Origin of the sequence: Sutcliffiella sp. FSL R7-0096, assembly GCF_038595065.1 — a bacterium.
Classification (GTDB): domain Bacteria; phylum Bacillota; class Bacilli; order Bacillales; family Bacillaceae_I; genus Sutcliffiella_A.
Genome location: NZ_CP152003.1, coordinates 2,597,210 through 2,616,632, shown reverse-complemented (window position 1 = coordinate 2,616,632; position 19,423 = coordinate 2,597,210). Strand labels below are relative to the sequence as shown.

The 19,423-nt window shown below is 40.9% G+C and carries 25 protein-coding genes; 20 read left to right on the top strand and 5 right to left on the bottom strand.

Annotated features, from left to right (window positions below; translation table 11 throughout):
* Positions 1–51: 51 nt before the first annotated feature.
* The gene (locus MKY77_RS13295; protein ID WP_237662474.1) at positions 52–759 is read left to right on the top strand and encodes a hypothetical protein; all 708 of its coding nucleotides are present in this window, start codon (positions 52–54) and stop codon (positions 757–759) included.
* Here MKY77_RS13295 and MKY77_RS13290 read toward each other — a convergent pair.
* On the bottom strand, positions 748–912 hold the full coding sequence (locus MKY77_RS13290) for a hypothetical protein (protein WP_339146358.1): 165 nt from the start codon (positions 910–912) through the stop codon (positions 748–750). The two genes, MKY77_RS13295 and MKY77_RS13290, sit on opposite strands and share 12 nt — an antisense overlap.
* 180 nt (positions 913–1,092) lie before the next feature.
* Between MKY77_RS13290 and MKY77_RS13285 the strand changes: the two genes are divergently transcribed.
* Positions 1,093–1,260, top strand: coding sequence for a YozD family protein (locus tag MKY77_RS13285; protein ID WP_010193926.1), 168 nt, complete (start codon positions 1,093–1,095; stop codon positions 1,258–1,260).
* A gap of 318 nt (positions 1,261–1,578) precedes the next feature.
* On the opposite strand, the gene MKY77_RS13280 is transcribed toward MKY77_RS13285, so the two are convergent.
* Positions 1,579–2,697: a DUF2515 family protein gene (locus tag MKY77_RS13280; RefSeq protein WP_339146357.1), complete on the bottom strand. Its 1,119-nt coding sequence runs from the start codon at positions 2,695–2,697 to the stop codon at positions 1,579–1,581.
* A gap of 177 nt (positions 2,698–2,874) precedes the next feature.
* On the opposite strand from MKY77_RS13280, the gene MKY77_RS13275 reads away from it, so the two are divergent.
* Positions 2,875–3,189 carry a hypothetical protein gene (locus tag MKY77_RS13275; protein ID WP_339146356.1) on the top strand — a complete coding sequence of 105 codons (315 nt, stop codon included), beginning with the start codon at positions 2,875–2,877 and terminating at the stop codon, positions 3,187–3,189.
* A gap of 39 nt (positions 3,190–3,228) precedes the next feature.
* Here MKY77_RS13275 and MKY77_RS13270 read toward each other — a convergent pair whose 3' ends face one another.
* Entirely contained in the window at positions 3,229–3,372 is a 144-nt protein-coding gene (locus tag MKY77_RS13270) for a hypothetical protein (RefSeq protein WP_207556242.1), read from the bottom strand.
* A 307-nt stretch (positions 3,373–3,679) separates the two neighbouring features.
* Between MKY77_RS13270 and deoD the strand changes: the two genes are divergently transcribed.
* From deoD to MKY77_RS13255, 3 genes are all read left to right on the top strand, one after another.
* Entirely contained in the window at positions 3,680–4,384 is a 705-nt protein-coding gene (gene deoD, locus MKY77_RS13265) for a purine-nucleoside phosphorylase (protein WP_339146355.1), read from the top strand.
* 123 nt (positions 4,385–4,507) lie between these two features.
* The gene (locus MKY77_RS13260; RefSeq protein ID WP_339146354.1) at positions 4,508–4,915 is read left to right on the top strand and encodes a secondary thiamine-phosphate synthase enzyme YjbQ; all 408 of its coding nucleotides are present in this window, start codon (positions 4,508–4,510) and stop codon (positions 4,913–4,915) included.
* A 179-nt stretch (positions 4,916–5,094) separates the two neighbouring features.
* Positions 5,095–5,952, top strand: coding sequence for a M15 family metallopeptidase (locus MKY77_RS13255; protein WP_339146353.1), 858 nt, complete (start codon positions 5,095–5,097; stop codon positions 5,950–5,952).
* Positions 5,953–5,992: 40 nt separating this feature from the next.
* On the opposite strand, the gene MKY77_RS13250 is transcribed toward MKY77_RS13255, so the two are convergent.
* Positions 5,993–6,724 carry a ZIP family metal transporter gene (locus MKY77_RS13250; RefSeq protein WP_339146352.1) on the bottom strand — a complete coding sequence of 244 codons (732 nt, stop codon included), beginning with the start codon at positions 6,722–6,724 and terminating at the stop codon, positions 5,993–5,995.
* Positions 6,725–7,021: 297 nt separating this feature from the next.
* Here MKY77_RS13250 and MKY77_RS13245 point away from each other — a divergent pair, with 297 nt between their 5' ends.
* Positions 7,022–8,152: a hypothetical protein gene (locus tag MKY77_RS13245; protein WP_339146350.1), complete on the top strand. Its 1,131-nt coding sequence runs from the start codon at positions 7,022–7,024 to the stop codon at positions 8,150–8,152.
* Positions 8,153–8,169: 17 nt separating this feature from the next.
* Here the strand turns inward: MKY77_RS13245 and MKY77_RS13240 are convergent, their stop codons facing one another.
* Positions 8,170–8,628 (bottom strand): hypothetical protein, encoded by a 459-nt coding sequence (locus MKY77_RS13240; RefSeq protein WP_342515355.1) that lies wholly within the window; start codon positions 8,626–8,628, stop codon positions 8,170–8,172.
* A 185-nt stretch (positions 8,629–8,813) separates the two neighbouring features.
* On the opposite strand from MKY77_RS13240, the gene MKY77_RS13235 reads away from it, so the two are divergent.
* The 13 genes from MKY77_RS13235 to MKY77_RS13175 all read left to right on the top strand — a co-directional run bounded on the left by MKY77_RS13235 (position 8,814) and on the right by MKY77_RS13175 (position 19,404).
* Positions 8,814–9,407, top strand: coding sequence for an alpha/beta hydrolase (locus MKY77_RS13235; RefSeq protein WP_339146347.1), 594 nt, complete (start codon positions 8,814–8,816; stop codon positions 9,405–9,407).
* 123 nt (positions 9,408–9,530) lie between these two features.
* Entirely contained in the window at positions 9,531–9,872 is a 342-nt protein-coding gene (locus tag MKY77_RS13230) for a YojF family protein (protein ID WP_339146345.1), read from the top strand.
* A gap of 18 nt (positions 9,873–9,890) precedes the next feature.
* Entirely contained in the window at positions 9,891–10,556 is a 666-nt protein-coding gene (bshB2, locus tag MKY77_RS13225; protein ID WP_339146343.1) for a bacillithiol biosynthesis deacetylase BshB2, read from the top strand.
* A 316-nt stretch (positions 10,557–10,872) separates the two neighbouring features.
* A complete protein-coding gene (locus MKY77_RS13220; RefSeq protein ID WP_339146342.1) occupies positions 10,873–12,192 on the top strand; it encodes an AMP-binding protein in 1,320 nt (439 codons plus the stop codon).
* Positions 12,193–12,279: 87 nt separating this feature from the next.
* On the top strand, positions 12,280–13,248 hold the full coding sequence (gene paaA / locus MKY77_RS13215; protein WP_339146340.1) for a 1,2-phenylacetyl-CoA epoxidase subunit PaaA: 969 nt from the start codon (positions 12,280–12,282) through the stop codon (positions 13,246–13,248).
* 17 nt (positions 13,249–13,265) lie between these two features.
* Positions 13,266–13,613 carry a 1,2-phenylacetyl-CoA epoxidase subunit PaaB gene (gene paaB, locus MKY77_RS13210; RefSeq protein ID WP_223489351.1) on the top strand — a complete coding sequence of 116 codons (348 nt, stop codon included), beginning with the start codon at positions 13,266–13,268 and terminating at the stop codon, positions 13,611–13,613.
* Positions 13,610–14,431, top strand: a complete 822-nt coding sequence (gene paaC, locus MKY77_RS13205) for a 1,2-phenylacetyl-CoA epoxidase subunit PaaC (RefSeq protein WP_339146337.1) — start codon at positions 13,610–13,612, stop codon at positions 14,429–14,431. Before paaB ends, paaC begins: the two co-directional genes overlap by 4 nt.
* A 41-nt stretch (positions 14,432–14,472) precedes the next feature.
* Positions 14,473–14,964: a 1,2-phenylacetyl-CoA epoxidase subunit PaaD gene (gene paaD / locus MKY77_RS13200; protein WP_339146335.1), complete on the top strand. Its 492-nt coding sequence runs from the start codon at positions 14,473–14,475 to the stop codon at positions 14,962–14,964.
* 104 nt (positions 14,965–15,068) lie between these two features.
* Positions 15,069–15,377 (top strand): EthD family reductase, encoded by a 309-nt coding sequence (locus tag MKY77_RS13195; protein WP_010193977.1) that lies wholly within the window; start codon positions 15,069–15,071, stop codon positions 15,375–15,377.
* On the top strand, positions 15,370–16,149 hold the full coding sequence (locus tag MKY77_RS13190; protein ID WP_339146332.1) for an enoyl-CoA hydratase-related protein: 780 nt from the start codon (positions 15,370–15,372) through the stop codon (positions 16,147–16,149). The genes MKY77_RS13195 and MKY77_RS13190 overlap by 8 nt, the downstream gene beginning before the upstream one ends.
* Positions 16,150–16,161: 12 nt before the next feature.
* Positions 16,162–16,935, top strand: coding sequence for an enoyl-CoA hydratase-related protein (locus tag MKY77_RS13185; protein WP_339146330.1), 774 nt, complete (start codon positions 16,162–16,164; stop codon positions 16,933–16,935).
* A gap of 24 nt (positions 16,936–16,959) precedes the next feature.
* Positions 16,960–18,477: an aldehyde dehydrogenase family protein gene (locus tag MKY77_RS13180; protein ID WP_339146329.1), complete on the top strand. Its 1,518-nt coding sequence runs from the start codon at positions 16,960–16,962 to the stop codon at positions 18,475–18,477.
* Between the two features lie 81 nt (positions 18,478–18,558).
* Positions 18,559–19,404, top strand: a complete 846-nt coding sequence (locus MKY77_RS13175) for a 3-hydroxyacyl-CoA dehydrogenase (protein WP_339146327.1) — start codon at positions 18,559–18,561, stop codon at positions 19,402–19,404.
* Positions 19,405–19,423: the final 19 nt, after the last annotated feature.

Sequence of the window (19,423 nt, the reverse complement as noted above, 5' to 3'; positions counted from 1 at the left end):
GCATATAATACATTACTATCAAAGCCACAGTGATAAATGGGGAGAAATTATATGGGAAAGAACAAGAAACCAAATAAACCGAAATATAAAATTGGCGATATTGTTGTCATCACCATCTATGGAACTGTCGGTAAAGTGACGGACATGAAGCAAATTGATGGTGCGTACGTATATGAGGTCAATTCAAGCGATGGGCTGTATCAAGAAGAAACATTGGCTTTTGTTTCCGAATATGAGGGAAAAGTTCTAGTAACCGAACGTCTTGATATCAAGTATCTCTATTTCATCGGTGACATCGTACATGTTGCCGGATATGGGAAAGAATTATTTAAAATTGTTGGGTTCCGCACGGAGATATGGAGGTATAAAGAGGACTCATGGGAAGACATCATATACGAGCTGACTAGATTGTCAGACGGAGAATGGTTGGAAGCCGGTGAGGAAGAATTGACAATGGTCATCCACCATGAACATGCCGAAATTCTTATCCACAAACTTGGATTGTCCTATATGTTCAACAAAGAAAATACAAGCTTGGAGTTGTATAATCCGATGACGGGATCAAACAAACATTATAAAAAAGAGGAATATAACAAAGAATATCAACGAATAATTGATGGTCTTTTGGATGTCTACAATGATTACAAAGTGTTGCATGATATTTTTGGTGATGAGGAGTACAAGGAAGTTATGAATCTTGTCATGAAAAACTTAAAAAAATACATGGATGGAAAAAAACATAGTCAATTAGAAAAGTAGCATGGAGAATTGAAAGAGCAAATAGATGAAAAACGGACCACCGATTATTGCGGTAGCAAGGATCAGTTTATCCGACATTTTATCTAAGAGAGGTAACAATACTTCCTCTTCTCCTAATCTTTCTAAGCTTGCCAAGACGTTTCTCATCATCATTTCTCCCTTCCAGTGAATGCTTGTCCTTTTGTCCCAATTTATGCAAGGAAGGAGTTTTATATGTCTTTTTCTGAATTTTTTTAAAACAAAGATAGCATTTGTCCATTAGGATGGATTAATATAGAGAGTAAGACATATATCTATATAGACGTACATAAACCTTTAAAAAGGGGTGATATTGTGAAAGAAATCGAAGTAGTTATTGATACAGAGGAAATTGCCGAGTTCTTTTACAATGAGCTGGTAAGGCGTGGGTATGTTCCAGCTGAAAGCGAGATTGAAGAGTTGGCGGATATCATGTTCGATTATCTACTGGAAAAATGCATTATTGATGAAGAAATAGAATAGAAACCTAAAAAACTTCAGAAAAAAATAATACAAGCAATGCTGTTTCTTAGGCGAGTGTAATGCCTTGGGAACAGCTTTTTTAACTAGGACATCAATTTATGATGGTGATGGTGTTTTTTTTGTGTACGGTTGGTGGAAATCATTAGGAAAACAAGCCATTTTTGAGCCGTGTTAAAGGGTTCGGACAAATATTGCAGTCCTACAGGGGATGTTTGGACACTCGAGAATTTCGTTCGGACAAGACACTGAAATCTTCGGACATTCATACTCACTACCCGGGCAAGCACAACCGTTCAACGTAGAATGAGATCATCCATCTCATTTTTCCGACTCAAAAAAAATCCCATGAAGTTCAGACATTCCCGTAAGCTTCATTACGTTATATAAATGTGTTTTCTCCATATCTGCAGGAACCATGCTAGATGGAAGATAAAAAAAACTGCTCGCATCCTGAATGTCTTTAAACCATGCAACAGGAGTAATGGGAGTGTGATCGTAATCCGCCCATGATGCTTCTATAGTTGGACTATATATTTTACGGGCAGTGGTAGGTTCAGACGAAAAAACAGAGGGGAAGTAATCCGCCCTGGAGCCAGAATGGGTTTTTTCCCTGCTGAAACGTAAGCATCCCTGCAGGACCGTCTGATTCTTAAACAAAAGGACATAAAGTTCTTTGCCGATTTCAATGCGTGTCGCGAGGTTGGAAAATTGTTGTACTTTAAGTCCTGTTAAAAAGGTGTTTGAGCCTTTCAAATAAGGAAAGAGAACTAGAGTAAAACCTAGCTTTTCCTGTAATTGATAAGTAAAACTGGATAGAACTTTTTGCTGAAAGAATGGATTTTGGAGAAGGTTATATTCGATGAAACTCTGTTCATTTATGATCAATGAAACGGTAAGAAGCTCTTTTTTTTTGTTGTTATCCCAAAAAAGTGTCCATATAGGATTCATGAAAGGTGAAACATGAAATTCGGAGAGGAGATGAAATAGCGATCTTCCCAACTTTTTGCTTTCTTCGTATAGGAGTAGTTGAGGGTATGCATCTTGGAAGATGAGATGATTGGCTTTCTCAAGAAAACGAAACAAGATGGAGGTTTTCTCATAAGAAAGTAGTGTGGATATATGACTAGCCTTCAAGTCTGTCATATTCCATCCCCCGTTTCTTGATACCATGTGAGCCAATAGGCTCCAATGGACCTCTGGATGCTTTAGATAATAGTCCAGGTAAGCATTTGTTCTTGTTACATTATTGTGATTGAGGTTTGATGTTTTGTTGCGGATTTCCAAGATTAGTTCTTGCTCAAATGCGTTTGGTGATGTGGTGGAAGTGGATGTTGTCCATTCTTTAGTCAGTTGCTCTTTATCTGCTGAGGTCCATACCTGTACCATCAGCTTATTTTTTGGCTTGGATGATGCACCAGAAAACCAGTTGGACAACATAATTTCACCACCTCGGGTTATCTTATGAGGAAGAAGTGGATTTAATGATTTGAAAGGTGTCAAAAGGCTCTCAAACACATAATTATTTTTTTCGACAAAACTTTTTATAATCTGATGAAGGATTCGACAAGGTGGATTGCTAATTCTATATATAGAAATGGTTGAGGGGTGAAAAGGATGTTGGCTCTTAAAAGAATGATGAAGATGGGTACAGGGGAATATGATGTCACCATTATGCAAACACCTAATTACGGGGAATCTAAAGGGTACAATCCCATTTTCCGATTAACCATGGAAGGAACCAGTCATCAGGATGTAGTGGATAAAGTATATAAAAAATTCAATGTAACAGATTCCATACCGCGTGATTACGAGGGAAGATTTATTGCAACAGGTGATGTCCTCATGATTGATGAAGGTACTCTAGGAATAACCTACTACCGTTTGGAGTTCGGTGGGTGGAACAAAATAAATCGGGTGGCTGTGCGTTAAGGTAGGAAAGGGCAAAGATCAAACTTTGCCCCTTTTGTTTTAAATATGGTTTCCTGGCCCGTTTTTACGGCCCTTCGGTGAGTGTTCCTTTTTATGAGCTGTGTGTTCCGCTTCAATTGCCTCAGGACTGATATGGTTGTTCTTCTTCTGCCCATTAATTCTGTTACGGTGTTTCTTTCCCATTTATCCCAGCTCCTTTTTAGATAGGGGTGCATTTTAGCTTTGTTGCTTATCTCGTCTGGAAGTGTGTGGCTCAGCAGTTTTCTTTTTCGTTGTGTTCGTTGCATTCGCATGTTCAACAGCTTGTCTTAGCTTTTTTTTCAATTGGATCACCTTCCTGAAAGGAGAATATCTTTCCCTTTTATTTTCTGCTGCAACTGTAAAAGAATGCGCTTTTTTAGGGAGAGATTCTTTTGAAACATGGGTAATATATGGTATAGTAGTCATTGTTGTAAAGTAACAATGGCAAGAGCTATTAGGAGGTAACATAATGAGTGTACATATTGGAGCAAAACAAGGTGAAATAGCGGAAACGATTCTATTACCTGGAGATCCGTTACGTGCAAAATATATAGCAGAAACTTTCCTTGAGGATGCGGTCTGCTACAATGAAGTAAGAGGAATGCTTGGTTTCACAGGTACATACAAGGGCGAGAGAATATCTGTACAGGGTACTGGCATGGGTGTACCTTCCATTTCCATTTACATTAATGAATTAATGAATGAATATAATGTTCAAAACCTGGTTCGGGTAGGAACTTGCGGAGCTATCCAGAAGGATGTGAAGGTGCGTGACGTCATCTTGGCTATGAGTGCATCCACTGATTCCCAGATGAACCGTTTGACATTCGGTGGCGTGGATTACGCTCCGACTGCAAACTTCGACCTTCTAAAAAAGGCTTATGACGTGGGAGTGGAGAAAGGGCTTAACCTGAAAGTCGGGAATGTCTTCACTGCCGACATGTTCTACAATGATAACGGCGAGCTTGAAAAATGGGCAAAATATGGAATCCTTGCAATCGAAATGGAATCTGCAGCCCTTTATACTTTGGCAGCAAAATACGGTCGTAATGCGCTATCTGTTCTTACGGTTAGTGACCACATTCTTACTGGAGAAGAAACAACTTCAGAAGAGCGCCAATCCACATTCAGCGACATGATGGAAGTGGCATTGGAAGCTGTAACTAAAAAATAATACTTGTAAAGCCCTTGGGATAACAACTCAAGGGCTTTTTTCGATGTAAGACTGGTTTAGCAGTTTTTGATTACGTGTAATAATGTATTACAGGTGATCTACCAAAATGAAAGGATGTTATTAATGTTACATACGATTAAATTGCAAACTTCCAGCCGGGATGAATGGCAAGATATTACGGGAAAGGTTGAAAGTCTGGTGCAAAAAACAGGTGTTAAAGAGGGGCATGTGATCGTATATTGTCCCCATACTACTGCCGGAATCACCATCAATGAGAATGCGGATCCCGATGTGGTAAAAGATGTCGTGATGCGACTTGATGAAGTATATCCATGGGAACATCCTAAATACCGCCATATGGAGGGAAATACAGCAGCTCACTTAAAAGCAATGACACTTGGGAGTTCGCAACAGATAATCATCCATGAAGGTCATCTTGTCCTCGGTACTTGGCAGGGGATCTTCTTCTGTGAATTTGATGGGCCCCGACAGAGAAACGTATATATAAAAATGTTCAAAGATGCTCATTGACCGCATAATGTAGGATAGTGACTTTTTTCTTATCTTCTATTGTAGCAGTAAAATCTTTTTACGGAGTCAAGGATTAATGGTACACTGTTTAAGTATGTTTCACCCTGAGTGGAACTTTTTATTTTCGAAACTAACCAAACATAATGCTTATATTAGAATAGTAAAAAGGTGATTATTGTATGAAAAAGAAACATTTCTCTGTCCTGGTAATTTTATTGTTGTTAACTGGGTGCTCCAATCAACTTGATGATATAAACTGGAAATTCTGGGAGTACTTCATGGAAGAAGAAGCAACGGAACAAGTTGTCGAAGAGGTTCCTGAGGAAGAGGAACCAGTTGAAGAAGAGGAAAAACCGGCAGAAAATCCGCAAACGGAGGCACCACCTGAAACGGATGAGAACCAATTTATATTAGAAGAACCTTTCTTTACTGTATTAAATGAAGAAAAGGTAATTGAAAATACGGATAATATTCTAGTTTTGGTAAACAAAAATCAATCATTGCCAGCCGACTATGTTCCAAAGGACCTGACTATTCCGGATGTACCATTTTCATTTGAAGGTGATTTTGACAAGAAATATCTGCGGGAAGAAGCAGCGCATGCCTTGGAAGAACTGTTTGCTGCTGCAAAAGCGGAGAATGTGGAGATCTTTGCAGTCTCCGGTTACCGCTCCTATGAAACGCAATATGGCATCTACAACACTTACCTTAAAAAGTGGGGAGAAGAAAAGACAAATGCGGTTTCAGCCATACCAGGGCATAGTGAGCACCAGACAGGGTTGGCGATGGACATTTCCAGCAGATCTGCCGCTCTCGATCTGACGGAAGAATTCGGCGAAACCCCTGAAGGCAAATGGGTAAAAGAGAATGCAAGTGAGCATGGCTTCATTATACGCTATCCACAAGATGGAGAAGTTATTACAGGATACCAGTATGAACCATGGCATCTGCGTTATGTCGGGAAGGAAGTAGCAACATATATTCAGGAACATGACCTAACATTGGAAGAGTTCTTTGACCGCGCCATAAAACAATAAACCTAATTAAGGACCTCATCCAACCTCATGGATGAGGTCTTTACAGTATTCCACTCGATAGGACGTAGGAGCATAATAATCCAAGTGCAGACAGGAGGCCAACAATCGGTCCTCCTTCTTCAAAGGCTTCAGGCATCATCGTAGATGCCACCATTGCAATGATACCTCCAGCTGCCAGCCCACTGACCATATACATATAAAGCTCGTCTAATTCCTTAAAAACAATGAATCCAAATAACGAGCTTAGAGTAGTTAAAGTAAAAACGATGGTCCATAGGAGCAATATCTTCTTTTTCGAGTATCCATCTTTTCTTAAACCGACGGAACTTGAAAGTGCCTCGGGAATATTACTGATAAAGATAGCTAATACAATAACCCAACTCACTGTATTCGCCTTTATTAAACTTACCCCAATAATGACCGATTCAGGAATGGAGTCCATGATGGAACCCATAAAAATAGCCATGCCTGAATGCCCTTCACTTTTTTCTTTTGAAAGCTTACGTTCTTTTCCACCTTTTTTACTAATGATAAATTCCAATGCGGTGAACAGAATAGCACCGATTAAGAAGCCGAAAATCGCATAGCTATAACCTGCTTGTGCTTCTATGTTTCCTAATAATTCAAAGGATGCGGCCCCAATTAGTACTCCCGTCCCAAAAGCCATGATAAAACCCGTTATTTTCCTCGGTATCTGCACAAACAACCCGACCACAGCGCCAAGCAGTAATGCGCAACCGGCTACCGCTCCCCAAAACAAAGCCTCTACCACACATACTCACCCATCTTATCCTAAAAGATTTATATTACTAATGTGTACGAAAAAAAATTCAACATACTTTAATTACATTTTTGACAAAATAACTAAGGTACTTTTTATATAAAGCTCTTTTCTAAAAGATTGTTGCTATTTTCCAATATAAAGTCGGCAATAGTACTTTTAACTGTTTACTTGCCTGAAAATATGCAGTCAGTAATTTAAGTACAATCTGGAAAAGAGCATGACAGTAAGAAATATAGGGTCAACAAAGTTTACGAAAATAGCCTTATATAAAAAAAGGAGGGATGAATGGTGAGAAGGATTATTACTTTCGTAGTATTAGCTACAGTCATCGCCTATTCAATAAATAGCCCAGTTGGACCTGGCATGGTTTCAGCTTTTGGTGGGGAGGAGCATACAGCTCTATATCATGCACAAACATCCTTGGATTCCCGATATATCACGGACATGCCATTGCCTAGAAGTATGATGAAAGCCATACAGAAAGGAAAATGGGAAGAAATTACGTATCCTGTGCCGCCGACAGATATCTTTATTAGCCTTGAAGGAGAGAAAAGATATGCCGTTGACCATCAATTGAATATATACGATTTAAAAGATAATAAAGCGATATTAATACTTCCGGAAAAAGCAGCACATCGATTGGCCAAGGATATGAAAAAACTCTACCGGATGCATTATGGAGATCTAATCACATGGAATGAAGCAAACAGCGCATTGCCTCGTTACAGTAGTTTTACCGTTCTTGATCTGGATACTGGCCAGACTTTTCAAGTACAACGAAGAGCGGGATCCTACCATGCGGATGTACAACCTCTGACAAATGCTGATACCAAGATAATGAAGGAAATATACAGGGGGACCTGGAGCTGGGATCGGAGAGCAATCCTGATTTTGTCGGAAGATAATAAGTATGCTGCCTCCATGCACGGTATGCCACATGGAAAAGGAGCACTTCAAAATGGATTTCCAGGACATTTCTGTATTCATTTTCAAGACAGCATCACGCACAAATCAAGAAAGATGGATCATGCACACTCCATTATGATAAAAAAAGCGGCAGGGGAATGGCTTGACCACACGGAAAAGCTTTCTCCAGCAGAAATAGTGGATGCTACTGTCCTGTCCATTCATCAACACGACTGGTTCATACTCGCTTCTGTTCTAGATGATCAGAACAGAGAGCTTCTCGATCAAAAAGTTAAATTCCTCGAAGAGATTGACCTTGTCAAAAGACTTTCGGACCTACCTGCCAACCAAGATTTCGATACAAAGCTTTATTATCCTATAAGTGTGAAGCTTTACATTCATAGGGACACAAGTGGAACTGAATCAAGACACGTGACATTTAAGTTGTATAGAGGTTCCATTGAGGAGCCCTGGACGTTGGATTTAGAAAATCTCTTGGAACAATTATAAAAGTAGAGGAACCCCCTCTACTTTTTCAGTTTGTTTTTTATGACTTCAATCGGTATCTTAGTGACAGGCTGTTCTGTCTCTTTAGAAATTCGTATTTCCAAAATTCCGTCCTGAAACTTGGCCTTAGAGCTATTTCTTTTAACGAGACAGGGAAGTTTTACGGTCTGTTTGTTTCCTGGAGCAGGTAAATTTTCAATGAATAAAGCGGTAGTATTATATGAAGTTTTTAATTGATGCAACTGACTTTCAGTGGGTACTGGAAATCGGATGATCACTTCATCATGTGTTTCAAATACATTTGCTTCAAATGTATTTTTACTTTTCTTCTTTTTTGTTTGAGCTGTTTTCATCAATTCTAATGATTGGGCAAAAAAATCTGTGGTACCAAGCATTTGAGGAGTGGGAGGAAGTTTCCCTTGCATTGCTTTTGACATCCAGTTTTCAATATCTGTTTGTTTGAAGATATCCTTTTTCATATAATCTTTGGGGAACGGAAACATTTTGTTCCATGGTAACATGCTAAACGCCTCCTAAAATTATCTACTTTAGAATATTCTTTTTATTTGCAAGTGTTAAGGTTCTTTTGTTTGACGGTTCGGTAGTTTTGCACTATACTAAAATAATCTCGAATTCAAGATATTATTCTAGGAGGTAAAGTTGGATGAAGCATATTTTTAATAAGGGCTCTGAACGAGTATTGCTCCTTTTACATGGCACAGGGGGGACGGAACAGGATTTGCTTCCTCTAGCGGAAATGCTTGATCCAGAAGCTTCTGTACTTAGCGTTAGAGGAAATGTCACAGAAAACGGTATGCCCCGTTATTTCAGACGTCTATCGGAAGGTGTGTTTGATGAAGAAGATTTAATTTTCCGGACAAAAGAATTACATGATTTCCTTGATGAAGCATCAGAAAAATATCATTTCAATCGCGAAAATGTAATAGCGGTAGGTTATTCGAATGGGGCAAATATTGCCGGGAGCCTTCTATTTCATTATGAAAAAGCATTAAAAGCTGCCATCTTATATCATCCTATGGTGCCAAGAAGAGGAATGGAGCTTCCTGATTTAAGCACGACACCGGTGTTTATCGGGGCAGGTAAAAACGATCCAATTTGCCCTGCATCAGAAACGGAAGAGCTTAGCAATCTTTTGGAAGCAGCAGGATCAAAAGTAGAAATACATTGGGAGTTTCAAGGGCATCAGTTAACACATACAGAGGTTCAAGCTTCGAAAAAGTGGTATGACCTGATCTGATGGAATTTGGGAGCGAATAATATTTTCGCTCCCTTTAATTGAGCAAACCATTTTGTTTCAAAGCGTACATATATTAAACTGAAGGAAGAAATAAAATCTGTACATAACCTCTGGAGGAATAAAATGAAGCTTATTGACCAAAATCATGTGCAAGCTGAATTAAATAAGCTCATCGATGTTACGGTGTTCTTACACTTGGAAACAACAAACGGTGCATACGCTGGGCACCATAATACAGGTCTTGCAGTGGGAGCTTTCATCCGCAATGTTCCATTGAAATTTGAACGCGCAAAAATAGTGGGTAAGGGCCCTTATCGAGTGGGATTGAAGCTCGAACACGGATGGGTATATGCGGAAGGTGTCACCCATTATGAAGTGGATGATAAAGAACGCCTTTTGCTCGCCGGTCTGAATCCTGAAGGAAAACTGGCTGTAGCTTTACAACTTAGCCAGGAGCCATTTTAAGTGATGGGAGAGATGACAATGGAAGCAGAAAAACACGTATTGGTTGTATTTCCTCATCCGGATGATGAAGCATTCAGTTCATCAGGAACCATCAAGCTCTTTACCCAGAGCGGTGTTCCCGTAACTTATTTGTGTGGCACCCTCGGACAGATGGGAAGAAACCTGGGTAATCCGCTGTTTGCTAACCGCGAAACCTTGCCAGAAGTCCGCAGAAAAGAATTATTGGATGCATGCAAGGTGATGGGAATCGAGGACTTAAGGATGCTTGGTCTGCATGATAAAACACTTGAATTCGAAGATGAAGAATTTCTGGCGGATATTGTAGAGGAAGCTTTATTGGAGTTAAAGCCAAGTCTGGTTCTTACTTTTTATCCTGGCCATGGGGTTCATCCCGATCATGATGCTATGAGTAATGCGGTGGCAATCGCTGCCGGTAGGCTTCCGGTACAAGAAAGGCCAACTGTGTACGGCAAGGCAATCTTGAAGAATAGTGTAGAGTTGATCGGGGAGCCGGATGTCACTATCGATATTCGTTCCGTCGCAGAAGAAAAGCTGAAAGCCATTAAGGCACACAAGTCACAAACAAGTGGCTGGGTGGAGTTGATGGAGAAACAATTGAAGGAAAACGCTCCTGAGATTGAGGATTGGTTATATAGGGAAACTTTTTGGACCTATAAAGTATAAATTAATTTAGGGAACCGGAGGACGATGTCTTCTGGTTTTTTTGTATTTTTCTTTAGATTAATGAAGGTAGATGAGTCCTTAGTGGCTGAGGATTTTGAAAGGGAAGTCTTCATAAGAGAGATGAAGACTTCAGTGACCTGAGTATTTTGAGAGGGAGGTCCTCATAAGAAACCTCCTCACCATATAAATGAATATTCAGAATTATTTATTGACATTTCTAACTTCCGAGGTTATTTTAATGGTGTTGAGTAATATTACATATTGTTAAGGGGCGAAAAAAATACGTTATATTAATAAAGTGAAAGGTGGGGTAGTCATGATTCTTCATGCTACGGAAACAATGTCTGTGACAGATATGCGAAGCCTGCAATCTACCAGGTTGATAAATACAATCCATCAAGTCTTCGATAATGTTCCTTTTTATAAACAAAAATTCACCAATGACAATGTCACTCCTTCTGATATAAAAACGATTCAAGATATAGTAAAACTTCCCTTCACTACTAAAAATGATTTGCGTGAGAACTATCCATTCGGGCTTTTTTCCATACCAAGAAACCAAATAACAAGACTTCACGCTTCCTCAGGAACAAGTGGGAAGCCTACGGTAGTAGCTTATTCTAAACAGGATATTGATATGTGGAGTGAGATAACAGCACGTGCAATCTCTATGGCGGGTGGCAAAATGGGAGACATCCTTCATAATGCTTACGGTTATGGTCTTTTTACAGGAGGGCTCGGATTGCATTATGGAAGTGAACGACTTGGGATGATAACAGTTCCAGTTTCTGGAGGTAACACAGAAAGGCAAATACAACTTATTCAGGATTTTCAACCTTCCGTTATTTGTGGAACTCCTTCTTATGTCCTTAATATCGCGGAGAAAATGATTGATCTTGGGTTTGACCCCAAAAAGACCTCCTTACAATATGGCATTTTTGGTGCAGAACCGTGGTCAGAGAAAATGAGGAATACATTAGAAGCAAAACTGGGGATAAAGGCCTGTGATATCTACGGGTTAAGTGAAGTGATCGGGCCTGGTGTAGCGATGGAATGCCATGAGGCGCAGGATGGCCTACATATAGCGGAAGATCATTTTTATGTGGAAGTCATTGATCCGGATACAATGGAAGTCCTGTCAGAGGGGGAAGTGGGAGAACTTGTGTTCACAAGCCTAACAAAAGAAGCTATGCCCATTATCCGTTATAGGACTGGCGATATTGCCTCCATCAAAAGGGAGAAATGTGTTTGTGGCAGGACGACAACAAAAATGTCCCGGGTAAAGGGGAGGGTAGATGACATGTTGATTATCAGGGGAATTAATATCTTTCCATCAGAAATTGAGCATACATTGTTGCAAATCAAAGATATAGCACCTCATTATCAGATCTTTGTTTCCCGTGATAAAAGCTTGGACATGGTGGAAGTGGAGGTTGAAATGCAGGAGGAAACGTTTCTACAAACACATAGTAACCAAAGAATTAATAGAATGAAATCCCTCGCCCAAGAAGTAGAACATGTATTGAAATCAAAATGCTATATCAGTGTCAAAGCAAACATAGTGGAACCAAAGACTATCCCACGCTCAGAAGGGAAAGCCATCCGGATTATGGATAAAAGAATGGCTCACTCTTGATAATTCAGAACTTTCAGAGTTGATAAACGTATAACATTATATTATAATTACGTTAAATAAACGTTATAGAATTAGGAGGCGGCGAAAATGACCAACTCATTATCGTTTGACCGCTTGACGGAAGAAGAGAAACATGAGCATTTTATGCAGCGTATCCAGGCTGGGGAAAAGATTGAAGCAGATGACTGGATGCCGGAAGAATATCGTAAAACATTAATTAAACTGATCTCAATGCATGCAATCAGCGAAATAATGGGAGCGCTTCCAGAAAAGGAATGGGTACCTAAAGCACCCACTCTTAAAAGGAAACTGGGGATCATGGCAAAAGTTCAAGATGAAATGGGCCATGGACAGCTGCTGTTGCGAGTTGCGGAAGATTTGATGGAACCTTACGGGAAGTCCCGTGAAGAAATTATGCAAGATTTATTTTCAGGAGATTTAAAGTTTCATAATGTTTTTCATATGGAAGCTCCAACATGGGGCGATGCAGGTCTTATCGGCTGGCTTGTTGACGGTGCGGCCATCATATCCCAGACGAATATGCTAGATGCATCCTATGGACCCTATGCGAGAGCGTTAAAGCGGATATGTGCAGAAGAAGTCTTTCATGCACAACACGGCGAAGCAATTATAATGGCGCTTGCAGAAGGAACCGAAGAACAAAGAAGTATGATACAAGACTCCATCAATCGCTGGTGGGAAGCTTTATTAATGTTCTTCGGACCGGCAGATGCCTCCACCACTGGTACATCAAAGCAAGACATTACGATGAAATATAATATCCGCACGAAAAGCAATGAAGAACTTCGCCAAGACTTTTTCACCAAATACATCCCAAGAGTGTTATCACTTGGTCTAACATTGCCGGATGAAACGATGCATTATGATGAAAAAGAAGAAAAATGGATTTACAAACAACCAAATTGGAACAACTTTAAAGATATTATCAGAAATAAAGGTCCTAAATCACAGGATCGCTTGAGATTGAGAATAATTGCACACGAAAATAATGCATGGGTTCGCGAAGCGTTAAGCTCCGAAACATCAGCAGGGTGAGGGGAGGAGCTTAGAAGTTGACTACTAAAGGTTTTTACAAAGAATTTGAAGTGTTCAGTAAGAGAACCCACACAGCTCCGATGCAATATCAGTTTAGTCTACTTGCACCCAATGAAGAGATTGCGCTTGTCATGGCACAGGAAAACTTTATGAGGCGGGAACCTGCCGTGGATATTTGGGTGGTGCAACGCGGTGATATTCGAAAAATGTCTCAAGAAGAGCGGCAATCCTTGCAGAGAATTGACAACAAGGACTACCGAAACACGAAAGGCTATGGATATTTGAAGAAAAAGTGGCGCCACTATGAACAGGGAATGCTTGATGAACAGGAAATCATGTCTTGGGGAGGGAAGAAAAAAGGATGAATATAGCAACGATAGAAGAAGCCAAAAGGGATGCATCCTATTACAAGGCCCTTACAGTGTTATTATATCAACTGGCCGACGACGATTTTATTATTGCCTACAGGGGCTCGGAATGGCTTGGGCTTGCGCCGCATATTGAAGAGGACGTTGCATTTTCTTCCATAAACCAAGATACGATGGGGCATGCTGCTATGTATTATCAATTGCTTGAGGATCTTGGCGAAGGAGATATGGATGCACTTGCCCATGGAAGAAAAGCAGCAGATAGAGTGAACGCGGTTCTTTTGGAAAAAGTGAACGGATCTGGAACCTATCTCACCGAACCAAAATATGACTGGGCATATACAGTCGTAAGACATTATTTTTACACACAGGCCAAGAAAATTAAAGTGGAGGCATTGAAAAACTCCTCCTATGAACCTCTGAAACATGTGACAGTAAAAGTGAATATGGAACTTTATTATCACTTGTTGCACTGGAGAACTTGGTTCAGACAGTTGTGTACAGCAAATGGTGAAGCTAAGACCAGGATGAAAGCAGCCATTGATAGAGTTGTAGAAGAATTTGATGGTGTACTTTCAATAGGGCCAAGTGTTGTTGAAATTACCCAACACCAACTCATAGATTCAGAGGAAGATATTCGCCTTCGCTTTACAGAAGAAATGACAAATATGTTTGAAAAAGTGGGGCTGACTTTTCCTACCAGTATGGGAATGAAAAGTGGGAACGGCAGAAAAGGTGAACATACCAAGGATTTGGATGATGCCCTCTTAACGCTAGGGGAAGTCTATAATAGCAATCCAGCAGCAGTGTGGTAATCTATACACCTTTTAGCCCAACAAAAAGGAATGATGACATCATGCAGGAAGAAGTAAATATCATGAAGGTTTGGGATGCCCTGCAGCATGTAAAGGATCCTGAAATAGATTCTGTCAGTGTTGTGGATCTTGGGATGGTGGAAGCAATCGATGTAAACAATCATGAGGTGACTATTCAGATGCTGCCTACATTCATGGGATGTCCAGCCCTGGATATCATAAAAAAGAATGTGGAAAACGAGATTAGTAGCTTAGAATTATTCGAAAAAGTAAAGGTGGAATTCATCTACCAGCCACCATGGACTTCTGACCGAATTACGGCACAAGGCAGAATCCATTTAAAAGAATTTGGAATTGCCCCACCGCCAACACTGGATAACACCGGGGAATGGCATGTGGATTGCCCTTATTGTGGATCGACCTATACAACATTAGATAACATCTTCGGACCGACCGCTTGTAGAAGCATTCTCTACTGCAAAGGATGTAAAAATCCTTTTGAAGCAATGAAACCTGTTTCCACCATGATGTAAGTACCACTGCCTTACAGAGAAAACACTGTCAGGCAATTACATAAATAACTGGCCTGATAAAACCCCAGCGGTTTAATGAGGGACCATAAAAGGAGAGATTTAGAATGGTAAAATTAATCGCGCTCTATAAACACCCGGAAAACAAGGAAGCTTTCGATCAGCACTACTTTGACACGCATGCACCTATCACTGCTAAGATCCCTGGCCTACGCAAAATGGAAGTCACAAAAGTAGTAGGAAGTCCAATGGGTGGAGAAGGCAAGTACTATTTAATGTGTGAAATGTATTACGATAGCCACGACGCGTTAAAGCAAGCAATGAGAACGGATGAAGCGAAAGCATCTGGAAAGGATCTAATGAGCTTTGCCGGTAATCTTGTCACATTGATGATTGGTGAAGAAGTGAATGAGTAAAACGTACGAATATATCGAAGTTTCCATTGAAAGCTCGATAGGTATCGTTAAACTCAATAGACCAAAAGTGCTGAACGCAATTAACAGGCCGATGGTCACTGAAATTGTGACAGTATTGGAAGAGTTTGATCGAAACGATGAAATCAAAGCTATGGTACTGGCTGGAAACGGCCGTGCGTTTGCCGCAGGAGCAGATATCGATGAAATGGCAGAAGCAACAGCGATCGAGCTTGAACTGTTAAATCAATTCACTGAATGGGATCGACTTGCTTGGGTAAAGAAACCTATTATCGGTGCTGTTCAAGGCTTTGCCCTTGGGGGAGGATTTGAACTTGCCCTCTGCTGTGACATCTTATTTGCAGCTCAAGATGCCGAATTCGGCTTTCCTGAAATTAGCCTCGGAGTGATGCCCGGAGCCGGGGGAACCCAGAGATTGACGAAACTAATGGGGAAATCAAAAGCAATGGAATGGCTGCTTACCGGTGACAGAATGAGTGCAAAGGAAGCATTGCACTATGGAGTGATCAACCGGGTCATCCCTAAAGAACTATTAATGGAAGAAACGATGACGTTTGCAAAAAAAATAGCTAAACAACCGCCTCTTTCCCTTCGATTGATCAAAGAATCTGTCCATAAGGCAGTGGACTACTCTGTCTATGAAGGGATGCAGTATGAGCGAAAGAACTTTTATCTTTTGTTTGCATCTAAAGATCAAAAAGAAGGCATGCGTGCATTTAAAGAAAAGCGAAAGCCTAATTTTGAAGGGGAATAAGGGGGAGCCACCATGTTTGAAACCATTAAATATGAAATAGTGAACCAGGTTGCATGGGTCATCATGAACCGACCGGATAAATTGAATGCGTTTACAGAGCAGATGAACAAAGAAATCACAAAAGCATTAAAGCAGGCAAGTTCGGATGAAATTGTTCGGGCTATAGTCATTACCGGGGAAGGGAGAGCATTCTCCTCCGGTCAGGACCTTGCAGAAGTAGATGAAAATATGGATCACGGGCATGTCTTACGTACAAGATATGGGCCGATGATGAAACAGTTGTCCCGATGTGAAAAACCTGTCGTTGCTGCGATAAATGGCGTTGCTGCCGGTGCGGGTTTCAGTCTCGCCCTAGCATGTGATTTTCGTATTGCCTCTGAAAAAGCAAGCTTTGTTCAGGCATTTATACATGTCGGGTTAATCCCTGACTCTGGGAATCTGTATTTTCTCCCTAAATTGGTGGGAACGGCCAAAGCATTGGAGTTAGCTATATTAGGAGAGAAAATTAAAGCAGAGCAAGCAAAAGAACTTGGTCTTGTCACCAAGGTGATCCCTGTAGACAGTTGGAACGAAGAAGTGGAAGCTTTTGCGAACAAACTTGCTAACATGCCTACACAAGCGATTGGACTCATTAAACGATCCATTCAAGCAAGTTGGAACGTTACGTATGAGGAGTATTTGGAGCAGGAAGCGTATGGTCAAAGAATTGCCGGTCTATCAGAAGACCACAAAGAAGGGGTAACTTCTTTTATAGAGAAAAGAAAACCGGCATTTAAAGGAAGATAATAAAAACTTAGAGGAGATGAGAGTATGTCTACAGTTAAAGAGCAAAAGATGGAACAACTTGATATGAAACGAGACACTTATCAACTTATTATCGCAGGACAACGCATGGACAGTTCTACAGGAGAAACGTTTACTACTTACAACCCTGCAACAGGAGAAGCAGTTGCAACGATCGCGAAAGCTTCCAAAGAGGATGCGGAAAAAGCGGTTCAAGCCGCGCGTCAAGCATTCGACAAAGGAAAGTGGAAGCTCTTCCCTTTAAACAAGCGTGCAAGAACATTAAATAAAATTGCCTCTATCATGCGCTCCCGTTTCAATGAGCTGGTAGAGTTAGAGATTTTAGATACTGGGAAGTCCCTTGCAGCGGCTCAAGGGCAAGTGATGCAAGCAATTGAAGACTTTGAGTTCTATGCAGGTGCTATCGTTGGCCACCGTGGATCTGTTAATAACGTTCCAGGACAATTCCACAACTTCACAGAAAAAGAACCAGTAGGTGTTTGTGCGCAAATCATTCCTTGGAACTATCCATTAATGATGGCAGCATGGAAGATTGCCCCGGCAATAGCAGTCGGCTGCTCTGTTGTCGTGAAACCAGCTACCCTAACTCCGCTAACTGCCATTGTATTAGGTGAAATATGCGTAGAAGCAGGAGTTCCTGAGGGAGTTGTCAACGTCATCCCAGGTGCTGGGTCTGAAGTTGGAAACTACTTGGTGGAACACCCTCAAGTAGACAAAGTAGCTTTCACAGGCTCAACTCCAATCGGAAAAGATATCATGGAGAAAGCTTCCCAAACACTTAAACGAGTAACATTGGAACTAGGCGGCAAGTCTCCTAATCTAGTATTTGAAGATGCAGACATTGATGCAGCAGTAGACGGATCTTTGTTTGGAATTTTCTATAACACAGGCCAATCATGTGAAGCGCGCTCCCGTCTGTATGTCCACGAAAATATCTATGATGCATTTATGGAGAAGTTCGTAGAAAAAGCGAAAAAGCTTTCCCTTGGTGATCCTTTTGCAAAAGAAACTCATATTGGTGCGATCATCAACCAAGGTCAGTTAGATGTAATTGACGGCTATGTTCAATCTGCAAAAGAAGAAGGAGCTAACATCGTTTTAGGCGGTAAAGTTGCGAAAGTGGAAGGCTATGAAAATGGTTACTGGTATGAGCCGACCATCATCACAGGTGTAACACACGAAATGAAAGTGGTAAAAGAGGAGATTTTCGGGCCAGTAGTGGTTGTTATGCCATTTAGCGATGAGAAAGAAGCGGTTAAACTTGCGAATGACAGCGAATATGGACTAGGTTCAGCTATCTGGACGAAAGACCATGGCCGTGCAACCCGTGTGGCAAAACAAATCCAAGCTGGAATCGTGATGGTCAACTGTCCATTCTCCGCATTCCCTGGCACGCCGTTTGGAGGATACAAGCAATCCGGCTTCGGACGTGAGCTGTGCATTGAAACACTTGATCTTTACACAGAAACGAAGAGCATCATTTCCTATTTTGGAAACCGTCCGCTCAATCCGTTTGGTGTATAAAAAGAATAAAATCTTAATCTTTGGAGCAAAGGGGCATGGTCCTCTTTGCTTTTTTTACAGCATGATAAAGGAGGAGTCTAGATGGAAAAAGTAGTGGTAATCGGTTCAGGTGTCATGGGTCGCGGCATCGCATATGTAAGTGCTCTAGGCGGGTACCATACAACGCTAATTGACGTAAAAGAAGAACAGCTTGTAGGAGCTAGAAAAGAAATAGAAGTCATCATCTCCAAAGGGTTGGAAAAAGGGAAATTAACAGAACAGGTAGCAGGAGAATTAAGGGATAGCCTTTTTTATTCTACAGAACTTGAGGAAGCCGTGAAGGAAGCAAATCTTATAATAGAAGCGGTACCTGAAAACATGGAAATCAAGAAATCCGTCTACGAAAAATTAGACAAGATTGCACCTTCGGACTGTTATTACGCTTCCAATACCTCTACGATGAGTCCAACTGAAATTGGTAGCTTCACTTCAAGACCGGAAAAAGTGATCGCAATGCACTTTTTCAACCCTGTACATAAAATGAAACTTGTAGAAATTGTCCGCGGTTTGGAAACAAGCGATGAAACGGCAGAATTTATTCGTACTGCAGCAGAAAAAATGGGGAAAGAAACAGTTGTAGTAAATGAATTTCCTGGCTTTGTGACAAGCAGAATCAGTGCCCTTGTGGGGAATGAAGCATTTTACATGTTGCAAGAAGGGGTAGGTACCCCTGAAGAAATAGACAAAGCGATCAAGCTTGGACTCAATTATCCGATGGGACCATTCGAACTTGGAGACCTGGTGGGGTTGGATACACGCCTTAATAACCTGAAATACCTTCATGAAAAGTTAGGGGAAAAGTATCGCCCGGCACCTCTGCTCGAAAAGTATGTGAAAGCCGGAAGATTGGGCAGGAAAAGTGGAAAAGGAGTTTATGAATACCAATAAACAACGAGAGAGGTGTCCA